The following is a 12,130-nucleotide window of genomic DNA, read 5'->3' on the forward strand; positions in this document are numbered from 1 at the left end:
AAGTGACTAGACGTCAAGAAAGCGAACATCTTTCGCGTTACGGGCGATGAAGCTACGACGCGCGGAGACGTCCTCGCCCATCAGAACGCTGAACAGTTCGTCGGCGGCGGCCGCGTCGTCGAGCGTCACCAGACGCAGGACGCGGACCGACGGATCCATCGTGGTCTCCCACAGTTCCTTGGCGTTCATCTCGCCGAGGCCCTTGTAGCGCTGGACGCCGTCCTCGATGTTGATCTTGCGCTTGTTGGCGATGCCGGCCTCGAGCAGACCGTCGCGCTCGCGGTCCGAGTAGGCGAAGTCCGGTTCACCGCGGCTCCACTTCAGCTTGTACAGCGGCGGCATGGCGAGGTAGACGTGGCCGTGCTCGATCAGCGGTCGCATGAAGCGGAACAGCAGCGTCATCAGCAGGGTGGAGATGTGCTGGCCGTCGACGTCGGCGTCGGCCATCAGCACGATCTTGTGATACCGCAGCTTGGTGATGTCGAACTCGTCGTGGATGCCGGTACCGAACGCGGTGATGATCGACTGGACCTCGTTGTTCTTGAGGACGCGGTCGATGCGAGCCTTCTCGACGTTGATGATCTTTCCGCGCAGCGGCAGGATCGCCTGGAACATCGAGTCGCGCCCCGACTTGGCCGAGCCGCCTGCGGAGTCGCCCTCCACGATGTAGATCTCGGACTTGCTCGGATCGTTCGAGCGGCAGTCGGCGAGCTTGCCGGGAAGGCCACCGATATCGGTTGCGCTCTTGCGGCGCACCAACTCTCGGGCCTTACGTGCGGCCATCCGGGCCTGCGCAGACGAGACCGCCTTGTTGATGATGGTCTTGGCGTCGGCCGGGTTTGATTCGAACCAGTGCGCCAGGTGCTCGTTGCATGCCTTCTGTACGAACGACCGAATCTCGGTGTTGCCGAGCTTGGTCTTGGTCTGCCCCTCGAACTGCGGTTCGCCGACCCGCACCGAGATGACTGCGGCAAGACCCTCGCGGATGTCGTCGCCGGTGAGCTTGACGTCCTTCTCCTTGACGAGCTTCTTCTCCAGCGCGTACTTGTTCACCGTCGAGGTCAGAGCGGTTCGGAAACCCTCTTCGTGGGTGCCGCCCTCGTGCGTGTTGATGGTGTTGGCGAAGGTGTGCACCGACTCGGAGTAACCGGCGTTCCACTGCATGGCGATCTCGACCTCGTGGCCCTCACCCTTGCCGGTGAAGCCGACGACCGAGTTGTGGATCGCGGTCTTGGTCCTGTTGATGTGCTTGACGAAGTCGACCAGACCGTCGGGGTAGTGGTAGGTGCGCTTGCGCACCTTGGCCGGCTTGGCTGCTGCGGCGTCGGCCTGCTCTTCCTCCGCCGTCTTGGGAGCCTCGGCCGTCTCACCGAGTTCTTCCTCGGTCGCGTCGGTTGCCGCCACTCGCTCGTCGGTGAAGTTGATGGTCAGTCCCTTGTTCAGGAACGCCATCTCCTGCAGGCGGCGGTGCACGGTCTCGAAGCTGTAGTCGAGGGTCTCGAAGATCTTGCCATCGGCCCAGAAACGCACGGTGGTACCGGTCTCACCGGTGTCGCCGACGGTCTCGAGGGGACTGGGCTTGGCGTAGTCGTAGGTCTGCTTGTAGCGATGACCGTCGCGCGCGATCTGCAGCTCGACCTTGGTGGAGAGCGCGTTCACCACCGAGATGCCGACGCCGTGCAGTCCACCGGACACTGCGTAGGAGTCGGAGTCGAACTTGCCGCCTGCGTGCAGCTGCGTCATGACGACCTCGACGGTGGGTACACCGGAGGAGTGCATGGCGACGGGGATTCCTCGACCGTCGTCCTTGACCTCGACGCTGCCGTCCTCGTGGATGGTGACGTCGACGGTGGAGGCATAGCCGGCCATGGCCTCGTCGACGGAGTTGTCGACGACCTCCCAGATCAGGTGATGCAGGCCTCGTTCACCGGTGGAACCGATGTACATACCGGGCCTCTTACGAACCGCTTCCAGGCCCTCGAGGACCGTGATGGACGAAGCGCCGTAATCCTTGCTGTTCTCGTTGTTACCTGACTTCTGGGCAGCCACGGTTAGCTGGTTCTCCTTCTACGCGTCCACTACCCCGCTCACACCCCGTCAGGGTGCTACCGCAGGGACGAGCGCAGTCGCTTCCGGCCGCGCCCGGGTCCATGCGTTTGTTCCGGGCTTGATGTCGTACCGGTCCATAGTACTGGTTGCCTACGACAGCATGGGCACGATGACACCCCTAAAAGGCCCCTGATTGCTTCACAGGCGCATTTTCTCGATGCCGGACGACAAATATGAAGGGTGAATCCAGCTGCTCCGCTAGAGATCGAGCACGATCCGTTCGCCCTCGGATCGCGAAACGCAGATCAACATCTCGTGCTGCTGCTCCTCGACCGTGAGTCGATTCTCTCGATGCTGCGGTGTTCCGCTCAGTACTCGAACCCGACACGTCCCGCAGAATCCCTGTTGGCAGGAGTACGCGACGTCCGGGCGCAGACGCCGAATGGCATGCAGCGCAGTCTCGTCCGGACCCACTGCGATGACCTGCCCGGAATCGACGAGCTGGACCTCGAACTCGGCGCCGTTCTTCACCGGCGGAGGCGAGAACCGCTCGAAGTGCAGATGAGTGGCGGGCAGCGAGTCGAACGAGGCCCGAACCAGATCGATCATCGGCGGAGGTCCACACACGTAGACCGAACCGCCGGGTGCCGTGGCACCGAGCAGATCCATGCTCGACGGCATGCCGTCCACATCGTCGGTCCGCACCGTCACGCGATCGGCATCCCAGCCGGCGATCTCGTCGAGAAACGGCATCGATTCGCGCGAGCGGCCGCAGTAGACGAGGTGCCAGTCCATCCCCGTCTCACGAGCACGACGCACCATCGAGATGATGGCGGTGATGCCGATTCCACCGGCCACGAACACTGCATGCTCGGACTGGACGAACGGAAAACCGTTGCGCGGCCCACGAATTGACACCTCGGTGCCGACCGGGAGATCGTGCATCTCACGCGACCCGCCGCCGCCGTCGGGCACCAAGCGCACCGCGATGGAGTAGGAGTCGGTATTCGGTTGTCCGCACAGCGAGTACTGCCGACGGCGTCCGGACGGGAGATAGAAATCCAGATGCATTCCCGGTGCCCAAGCAGGCAGCGCCGCGCCGTCGGCGGCCGAGAACGTCAGTTGGACCACCTGCTCGTCGACGCACAGCACCTCGCGTGAATCCAACGTCAGTAGCCGGGTGCGTGCGACGGCCGGCGCCGCGAACGACGCGTCGTAGTCGTCACCGTCGAGCAGAGCGAACCATTTGTCGAGCGCATCGGTCACCAATGACACGGTCTGATCGGGCTCGTCGCGGCCGTACAGATTCTTCGGAATGGTGCGTCCCGCTCGAAACGAGTCGACCATCTGTGCCATTGCGCCGAGCTTGCTCCGCAACGTGCGTTTGGTCATCGATCGGCGGACCGAGCTGCCGGTGAGGTGGCCAGATACTGCACTGCCTGCGGCGTCGACCCTTCCTGAGAGGGGTGATAGGTGCGCTTGAAGTAGCGCAGCGATGCCTTCACCATCGACATCGGGGTCGGGAACAGACCGGCGTTGGCCACTCGGCGAAATTCTCGGAACGACGGTGTGCGCTGCTTGGGTGGAAGGTGCGCGAGCGTCGGATCCTGGCTCATCAGAAAGCGAACACCGCGGGTCCAGAACCACACGAGGGTGGGCGCGATGACGACGTACGTGCGAATTCGGCGGGCCGGGCGTACGTCGAAGTACCGCATCACCTCGTAGGCCACCGAACGATGTTCGACCTCCTCGGCTCCGTGCCACCGCAGCAGATCCAGCATGATCGGATCGACGTCGGCCTCGTCCAACTCCGAGGCATTGAGCACCCAATCGCCCAGGAAGGCGGTGAGATGCTCTGCGGCGGCGATGAGGGCGAGACGTTCGACCAAACTGTTCTGGCCGTGACCGGACCTGTTGCCGAGGGCGCGGCCGAAGAGAAACTTCATCTGATCGACGTAGGGATCGACATCGATGCCGTGCGCCCGGAGCTGGTCGTGGACATCGGTGTGCGCCTGCGCGTGCATGGCTTCCTGACCGATGAATCCGATCACGTCGTCGCGCAGCTGATCGTCGTGGATGAGCGGCAGCGCTTCCTTGAACGTGCGCACGAACCATTCCTCGCCCTCGGGCAGAAGCAGATGCATCACGTTGATCAGGTGGGTCGCGAGTGGATTGCCGTCCATGTAGTGCAACGGCAGAGAATTCCAGTCGAACTCGACTTTTCTGGCATGTAGAACGACTCGGTCTTCGGGGGTTCCGTCCACATCGACGGCCGCTGTCGATGCCTTCTTGGTTGGTGCAGACACAACTTCTCCTCGTCCGATGGCCGTGCAGAACATCTTCATCGATCCCCCGACCGCTGAGTGTCGCGAATCACGCTACGCACATCGACCATGTCACAGCAACACTGGCCCCAACATCTGTTGAGGATCACCTGGACCAGCCGGTTCGGAAAGCCATCGTTGGGATGTATCACTATCCGTACGTGTCGCGCGGGCCCCGTCCGCGCACGTGACGTTCTCCCTTCCTCCAGCTCTGCGTCGTCGGACCGGTGATACGCAGAGACGTCACCACGCCGTGACCGACGGCGGCTGCGATCTTGGCCAGAATCTGCGACTGCATCAGCCTCAACTGCGTCGCCCACGCCGTGGACTCCGCCGAAATACTCAACACTCCGTCCTTGAGACCGGTGGGGTCCGCATGAGCCGAGATGTCCTCGCCGACCACGCTCGGCCACCGGCCCAGCACCGCTCCCTCGGACACCTTGGCCGACCACCCACGCTTGGACGCGATCGAATTCGCCAACGCGCCGAAGGCCTGAGGATCACGGTCGTCCGGTCCGGCACCCGACCAACCGCGTCTACGACGCCCCCGCAGCGCTCGAACTCCGCCGGTGGGCGACGACCGTCCCTGTCCAACCGATTTGCCACTGGCCTTGGCTGCGGCCCGCGCGTCCTCGAGTGCTCGACGCGCCAGATCGACGCCTTTCAGTTCCGGTACTTCACCGTTGTCTGTGGGCGATGCCTCGTCGTCGGTCATGGAACCTCACCTTCCGAACGTGCGATGCCGTTGTCTTCCGACAGGTCCGAGATTCGCGAGATACGCCCTGCTGCACCGGAATCCGAACTCTGCGTCGCCTCGACCCCGTACCGTCGAGCATCGAGTTCGGGAGGGACGTCCTCCGGTACCGCCGCCGTGATGAGGACCTGCTCTGCGCCGGCGGCCACCGTCGCCAACGCCGTGCGCCTCTTGCGGTCGAGCTCGGCGAACACGTCGTCGAGCATCAGAACCGGGTCGGTGCCGTCCTCTCGCAACAGCGCAAAGGACCCGAGCCGCAACGACAGTGCATACGACCACGATTCACCATGGCTGGCAAAGCCTTTGGTCGGTTGATCACCGAGCATCAATTCCAGGTCGTCGCGGTGCGGTCCCACCAGACACACCCCACGTTCGATCTCGCGCTGTCTCATCACCGAAAGTTGGTGAAGGAAAGCAGCTTCCAGCACATCGATGTCATCGGGCTCGGGTGCGCGATCGGCATCGGAGAATTCCGGTGGGAGGGCATCGGCAAGACTGCAACGGTAGGCAATGGCAGCCAACCGCGATTCCGGTGCGATCGAACTGTAGGCCTGTTGCACGAAAGGCATCAGCTCGTGCACCAAAGCTATTCTGGCAGCGAGCAATCGAGCGCCATGAGCCGCGAGATGACCATCCCAGACGTCCAGGGTGGCAAGGGCACTCGCGCCGTCGCCGGACGACGCTCCGCGGCGCAACGATCCACTAGCAGTCTTCAGCAGAGCCGATCGTTGCCGCAGAACCTTGTCGTAATCGGCACGGACAGTGGCCATTCGAGGAATGCGACTGGTGAGCAGCTCGTCGAGATAGCGTCGTCGCTCGCCGGGATCGCCGCGGACCAGCGACAGATCCTCGGGAGCGAACAGCACACTCTGCAACACGCCCAGAATCTCGCGTGGGCGGCGCAGTGGTGACCTGTTCATCCGAGCCTTGTTGGCTCTACCTTCGAGAAGCTCGACATCGATGATCAGTTCGCGACCGTGATTGACCACGGCACTGCCCACGAACGCCTTGGCGGCGCCTGCCCTGATCATCGGAGCGTCCGACGACACGCGATGGGAGGACAACGTCGACAGATAGTTGATCGACTCGAGCAGATTGGTCTTGCCGTGTCCGTTCGGCCCCACGAACACGGTCGAGCCCGGTCCGAGGTCGACGGTGAGGTCGTCCCAGGATCGGAAATCGTGTAGCTGCAGAGACCGGACGAACACTTACTCGGTGTTCTTCGGCGCCGGGGCGCGCAGGGTCTCGTCGGCGTCGGCCTTCTTGACCGCATGCCCGCCGAACTGATTCCGCAGTGCCGAAACAGCCTTCATGGCAGGCGAATCCTCTTGCCGCGACGCAAATCTCGCGAACAACGCCGCAGAGATCACAGGCGCGGGGACAGCGTGACGAATGGCTTCCTCGACGGTCCAGCGGCCCTCACCGGAATCCTCGGTGTACCCGGAGATCTCACTGAACTCCGGATCCTGACCGAGGGCTTCGACCAGTAGATCGAGCAGCCACGACCGCACGACCGTGCCCTTGCTCCAGGCCCGCAGCACTCCTTGCACGTCCTGCACGAGTTCTTCGGCTTCGAGGATCTCGTAACCCTCGGCATACGCCTGCATCAGCCCGTACTCGATGCCGTTGTGCACCATCTTCGAGTAGTGACCGGCACCGACCGGACCGGCGTGAACGAAACCGTCCGCGCGCTCGCCGTCGGGACGCAGTGCATCGAAGATCGGCATCGCACGGGCGACATGCTGGTCCTGGCCACCGACCATCAGGCCGTAGCCGTTCTTCAGGCCCCAGACGCCACCGGATACTCCGGCATCGATGTAGCCGATTCCCTTGGCGTCCAACAACTCTGCGTTGGGCTTGTCGTCGGTGAACCGAGAGTTGCCGCCGTCGATCACCAGATCGCCCGGCTCGAGCACATCGGCCAGACCGGTGACGGTATCGCGGGTGATCTTGCCCGACGGAACCATCACCCACACCACGCGGGGCGCCGTCAACGCCTGCGCCAGACCGGCCAGTGACGGGGTATCGGTCACCTCGGGTCGAGGGTCGTAACCGACGACCTCGTGACCGTGCTCACGCAGTCTCTCGCGCATGTTGAAGCCCATTTTTCCGAGACCGACCAAGCCCAGCTGCATGATGAGGCGTCCTTGTCTGTGTCAGGTGCGAAAGTTCCCGCGGGTTCAACAGTAACGAGGCTGGATCAGCCCGGCAGCCTGACCGGCATCAGCAAGTACGTGTACTCGGACTGCGGCGCCGCGAACTTGCCTGCGTCATCGGGCACGAGTTCTTCGTCCGAGGTCGGCCGCAGCACTGCGGGCCGGCTCGGCGTGGTGAATCCGAAGGTGACCTTCTCGCTGTGCAACGACGACAGTCCGTCGATGAGGTAGCCGGGGTTGAACGCGATGGTCAGTGCCTCGCCCTGGAAATCGGCAGGCAGTGCCTCCTCGGCGCGGCCTGCATCGTCGCCACCTGCAGAGAGCAACACGCCCTCGGCGTTGAATTCGAGGCGCACCTGCGCGCCACGCTCGGCAACGAGAGCCACACGCTTGATGGCCTCGATGAGCGATGCGATCTCGAGGGTCGCCACCGCAGTGTGCTCGGCCGGCAGCAACTGACGGAACTTCGGGAATTCGGCATCGAGCAGACGCGTGGTGGTGCGGCGCCCGTCGCTGACGATGCCCAGCAAACCGTCGCTACCGATGGACGAGCCGGAACCGAGGGCCAGCTCGACCGGTGAGCCGGAGTTACCACCGAGCGTTTTTGCCGACTCGGACAAAGTCTTGGCCGGGATGAGCACCGCGGTGGTGGTGTCGGCCCCGGCGGGAGCCCATTCCACCTCACGAACCGCCAACCGGAAACGGTCGGTGGCCGCGAGAACGACGTTGGTGCCGTCGATCTCCACGCGGATACCGGTGAGCATGGGAAGCGTGTCGTCCTTGCCCGCCGCAATCGCGACCTGGGCAATCGCCTCGGAGAAGACATCACCGGCCAGCGAACCGGTGTTGCTGGGCAACTCGGGGAGCTGCGGGTAATCCTCCACCGGCATCGTCGGCAGCGAGAACTTGGCGCTTCCGCAGTTGACCAGAACGCGGGTGCCGTCGACCGTGACGTCGACCGGCTTGTTCGGCAGCGACTTGGTGATATCGGCAAGTAGCTTGCCCGACACCAGGACTCGGCCGGCAGTGGCAACTTCGGCCGACACTTTGACCTGAGCGGAGACCTCGTAGTCGAATCCGGAAACCGTCAGACCCTGCTCGTCGGCAGCGAGAAGAACTCCACCGAGAACGGGAACGGGCGGCCGAGACGGCAGGCTACGGGCTACCCACGCGACGGAATCGGAAAAATCTTCACGAGCAACGCGAAACTTCAAACTTCCAAGCTCCATCGCTCGGCATTTCCTCTCGTTCGGTGGTGTTCGTCGTCATGGCCGGAGCGGTGCAACCACGATGGTTGCGGCTCGAACCGATGCAAGGACGAGTGTGGCACATCCAGCGCAAGCACACCGTATGCCCTCCGAACCGAAGACGGAAGCGCGAGGGTCACGCCGAACGTGGGATTCGGGTGATCTCGGGGGGCCTGTGAACGGATCGTTCCCCAACACCTGTTTTCAAAGAAGTTCTTTCAAGGAGAAAACAGAAGTATTAATAGGTCCTGTGGAATCTGTGCACGGACCATTCGATCCGCTGGTGGCCGAGCGTGGTGTCGTGGGGATGAACTCGGGACCAATACGTGGTTGACGACCGGCTGCCTGTGGACGAATCACATCGGTGCACAGGCGCCCACACTCCATCCCCAGAACTTCGATGTTGTCCACATGGTTATCCACAGGTGTGAATCAATGGTCGGCGCCTCCAGAAATCGTGGAATCTGCGTCGAGAATCGCTCCGGCGAACGACGGGAAAACAGCGACGGCACCGAACCCGCGATGGGATTCGGTGCCGTCTTCCGGGATCGTTCGTTGCCGGTTGCCTACCGCTTCGAGCGCTGCTTGATCCGCGCGGTCAGCTCCTGAACCTGGTCGTACACCTTGCGACGCTCGGTCATCTCCTTGCGAATCTTCTTGTCCGCGTACATCACCGTCGTGTGGTCCCGGCCGAACGTCTGGCCGATCTTGGGCAACGACAGATCGGTGAGCTCCCGGCAGAGATACATCGCGATCTGCCTGGCCATGGCCAGTGCTCTGGCCTTACCCGGCCCACACAGGTCCTCGATGGAGGTGTTGAAGTACTCCGCGGTCACGGCCATGATCGTGGCCGCATTGATCTCCAGACTCGACGAATCGGGGATGAGATCGCGGAGAACCACCTCGGCCAGAGTGAGGTCGAGTGCTTGTCCGTTGAGCGATGCGAACGCCGTCACTCGGATGAGGGCGCCTTCGAGCTCACGAATATTGCGCTCGATTCGGCTGGCGATGAGCTCGAGCACGTCGTGCGGCACATCGAGCCGGTCCATCCGAGCCTTCTTGCTCAGAATGGCGATCCGCGTCTCGAGCTCGGGCGGCTGCACATCGGTGATCAGGCCCCACTCGAAGCGGGTACGAAGCCGCTCCTCGAGCGTGGCCAACTGCTTCGGTGGGCGGTCGGACGAGACGACGATCTGTTTGTTCGCGTTGTGCAGGGTGTTGAAGGTGTGGAAGAACTCCTCCTGGATGCCTTCCTTGCCCTCGATGAACTGGATGTCGTCGACGAGCAGTACGTCGGTCTCCCGGTAGCGGCGCTTGAACGCCACCTTGCGGTCGTCACGAAGACTGTTGATGAAGTCGTTGGTGAATTCCTCGGTCGAGACGTACTTCACGCGCATGCCCGGGAACAGGCGCTGCGCATAGTGCCCGGCCGCGTGCAGGAGGTGAGTCTTGCCCAGACCCGACGCCCCCCACACGAACAGCGGGTTGTAGGCGCGAGCAGGTGCTTCGGCAATCGCCACCGCGGCTGCGTGAGCGAATCGATTGGAGGCGCCGATGACGAAGGTGTCGAAGGTGTACTTCGAGTTGAGGCTGTTGGCACCCGAAGACGGAGGCGTCGACTCGGGAGGTTTCGTGAAGTACGTCGGCCACGAGTTCTGGACGCTTGCGAGAGCCTCGCGTTCGTCGTCGACCTCTTCGTAGTCGGCCGTCTCGGAGTCCGACGGCTCGTCGTCTCTGCTGGTCAGGACGCGGCGCCGATAGGTCGGAGAACTGGGGGCATCGGGGTACGGCGATCGCTCGGAGTCGATCTTCTCGTCCTCGGGAGCGGAGATACGCACTCCGAGTCCCTCGACACCCTGTCCCAGGTGACGCCCGAGAGCGCCGAGGATGGGTTCGCGAAGATCTCGTTCGATCGCTTCCTGCGCAAAAGTCGACGGAACTGCGAGCAGTGCGAAGCCCTGCGTCAATGTCAGCGGTTTGACCAGCGCGAGCCAGGCCTTCTGGCCTTTGGTCAGCGGCGACCCACTGTGTCGGTCGGATGTGAGCTCCGCGACCACCTCGGGCCAGATGCGCGCGAGCGCATCCGGATCGTCGTTCACGTTGGGCCCTCCGTCGTCGAGCATTGGTCTCGGGCGGTGTTCGACGCGTGAATTCGCGCGTCGTTTCGTACCCGCGCGGCAACGTCGTCGGATAGCGTCGTCGTTCGTGCGTCGCTGCGGCCGAGACCAGGGTCCGTGGGTGGACCCCGCAAGGTACGAATATGCCACCTGAACTGTGTTTCCACACAATTATCCACAGGTGTGGATAAACGACACCGATGTGACCCCAGAACGCGTTCGGGCTCGTGGTATGGCAATTGCGCCAGTCTGACCTGCACCGATGCCGACTGTCTGTAGTGCGATCGAACGAATTGTGTCGCAGCGTGTGGTCGTCTGGCGGCGATTTCGACGCACATCACACCATCGGTGGCCGGAAACCGGCACTGCCTGTGTATGAACGACGGCGCTCGTGGCTCGAGAGCGAGTTTGACCGGCGGTGACTCGATCAGTACTCTCGAACAGTCACCCAATAGCGAGGTGGCCGATGCTTGCTGGCTGCTCACAGTCTGTCTTCACTCGGATTTCTCGCTCGGGAGGCAAGCAAGTTCATCCGGACTCGCTGAGAACCTTTCCAGCAGGCGCCGACAGACCGGCGTTTCAATCTCGAGGAGTGTTGACCGTGGCCAAGGGCAAGCGGACGTTCCAGCCGAACAATCGCCGCCGCGCGCGCGTTCATGGCTTCCGTCTTCGTATGCGTACCCGTGCGGGTCGTGCGATCGTTTCCGCACGTCGCGGCAAGGGCCGTAAAGAACTCACAGCCTGATATCTGTTCGTCCGAAGCTTGGAGCTCGGGATGCTTCCTGAGCCGAATCGACTACACCGAGCACGTGATTTCTCCGTAGCGGTGCGTCGAGGACGCCGAATGGGTAGATCGGATCTTGTGGTTCACGCCGTAGTGCGTGACGAACAGGACATCGCATCGACCGTTCGCGGGCCACGTTTCGGATTGATCGTCAGCAAGGCAGTCGGGCCGGCCGTAACTCGTCATCGAGTTGCGCGCCGGCTTCGGCATATCTGTACCGACGTCATCGGTGAGCTCCCCGAGACCACCGACGTGGTGATCCGTGCACTGCCCGGAGCTGCGAGGGCGTCCTCGGCAGATCTACTGGTTCAACTGCGTTCAGGATTGAAGAAGCTCGGTCTTCTCGAAGCTCCGAAGGGTCCGCCGTCATGACATTCATGGGCAACCTTCGTTCCATTCCTGCTCGAACACTCGTCTATTTCATCGGGTTGTACCGGACCTACGTGTCCCCGATGAGACCTCCCACCTGTCGCTTCTCCCCCACCTGCAGCGAATACGCCATCGAGGCGCTCCAGGTACACGGGATGACGAAGGGCTCGTTGCTGGCAGTCGTCCGCCTCCTCAAATGTGCTCCCTGGCACTCTGGAGGTTGGGACCCGGTACCCGAACCCGGTAGGTGGCGCGCGATCGTCACCGAACCGACCGAAACCGAAGAACACCACGATCTCGCGCGAGTGGAAGAACAGAGGAGTACATAGA

The 12,130-nt window shown here is 62.8% G+C and carries 11 protein-coding genes; 3 read left to right on the top strand and 8 right to left on the bottom strand.

Features of this window, described 5'->3' with window-relative positions; genetic code table 11:
• Positions 1 to 6: 6 nt before the first annotated feature.
• The 8 genes from gyrB to dnaA form a co-directional block, all read right to left on the bottom strand.
• A complete protein-coding gene (gene gyrB / locus CH271_RS01035; protein ID WP_094632160.1) occupies positions 7 to 2,049 on the bottom strand; it encodes a DNA topoisomerase (ATP-hydrolyzing) subunit B in 2,043 nt (680 codons plus the stop codon).
• Between the two features lie 258 nt (positions 2,050 to 2,307).
• Positions 2,308 to 3,405 (bottom strand): PDR/VanB family oxidoreductase, encoded by a 1,098-nt coding sequence (locus CH271_RS01040; RefSeq protein WP_094632261.1) that lies wholly within the window; start codon positions 3,403 to 3,405, stop codon positions 2,308 to 2,310.
• A gap of 32 nt (positions 3,406 to 3,437) precedes the next feature.
• On the bottom strand, positions 3,438 to 4,355 hold the full coding sequence (locus tag CH271_RS01045; protein ID WP_094632263.1) for a metal-dependent hydrolase: 918 nt from the start codon (positions 4,353 to 4,355) through the stop codon (positions 3,438 to 3,440).
• Between the two features lie 169 nt (positions 4,356 to 4,524).
• Positions 4,525 to 5,088, bottom strand: a complete 564-nt coding sequence (locus tag CH271_RS01050; RefSeq protein WP_037195312.1) for a DUF721 family protein — start codon at positions 5,086 to 5,088, stop codon at positions 4,525 to 4,527.
• Positions 5,085 to 6,335 carry a DNA replication/repair protein RecF gene (gene recF / locus CH271_RS01055; protein WP_094632162.1) on the bottom strand — a complete coding sequence of 417 codons (1,251 nt, stop codon included), beginning with the start codon at positions 6,333 to 6,335 and terminating at the stop codon, positions 5,085 to 5,087. The genes CH271_RS01050 and recF overlap by 4 nt, the downstream gene beginning before the upstream one ends.
• The gene (gene gnd / locus CH271_RS01060) at positions 6,336 to 7,262 is read right to left on the bottom strand and encodes a phosphogluconate dehydrogenase (NAD(+)-dependent, decarboxylating) (protein WP_094632164.1); all 927 of its coding nucleotides are present in this window, start codon (positions 7,260 to 7,262) and stop codon (positions 6,336 to 6,338) included. It lies immediately after the preceding gene.
• A 65-nt stretch (positions 7,263 to 7,327) separates the two neighbouring features.
• On the bottom strand, positions 7,328 to 8,512 hold the full coding sequence (gene dnaN, locus CH271_RS01065; RefSeq protein WP_037195305.1) for a DNA polymerase III subunit beta: 1,185 nt from the start codon (positions 8,510 to 8,512) through the stop codon (positions 7,328 to 7,330).
• A 584-nt stretch (positions 8,513 to 9,096) separates the two neighbouring features.
• The gene (gene dnaA / locus CH271_RS01070; RefSeq protein WP_037195714.1) at positions 9,097 to 10,629 is read right to left on the bottom strand and encodes a chromosomal replication initiator protein DnaA; all 1,533 of its coding nucleotides are present in this window, start codon (positions 10,627 to 10,629) and stop codon (positions 9,097 to 9,099) included.
• A gap of 619 nt (positions 10,630 to 11,248) precedes the next feature.
• Between dnaA and rpmH the strand changes: the two genes are divergently transcribed.
• From rpmH to yidD, 3 genes are read left to right on the top strand one after another with little or no spacing between them, the layout of a single operon-like run.
• Positions 11,249 to 11,392: a 50S ribosomal protein L34 gene (gene rpmH / locus CH271_RS01075; protein WP_026347786.1), complete on the top strand. Its 144-nt coding sequence runs from the start codon at positions 11,249 to 11,251 to the stop codon at positions 11,390 to 11,392.
• A gap of 30 nt (positions 11,393 to 11,422) precedes the next feature.
• Positions 11,423 to 11,803 carry a ribonuclease P protein component gene (rnpA, locus tag CH271_RS01080; RefSeq protein ID WP_037195303.1) on the top strand — a complete coding sequence of 127 codons (381 nt, stop codon included), beginning with the start codon at positions 11,423 to 11,425 and terminating at the stop codon, positions 11,801 to 11,803.
• A complete protein-coding gene (gene yidD / locus CH271_RS01085; RefSeq protein ID WP_037195300.1) occupies positions 11,800 to 12,129 on the top strand; it encodes a membrane protein insertion efficiency factor YidD in 330 nt (109 codons plus the stop codon). Before rnpA ends, yidD begins: the two co-directional genes overlap by 4 nt.
• Position 12,130: the final 1 nt, after the last annotated feature.

This window comes from Rhodococcus sp. 05-340-2 (genome assembly GCF_002258915.1).
Taxonomy (GTDB): Bacteria; Actinomycetota; Actinomycetes; order Mycobacteriales; family Mycobacteriaceae; genus Rhodococcoides.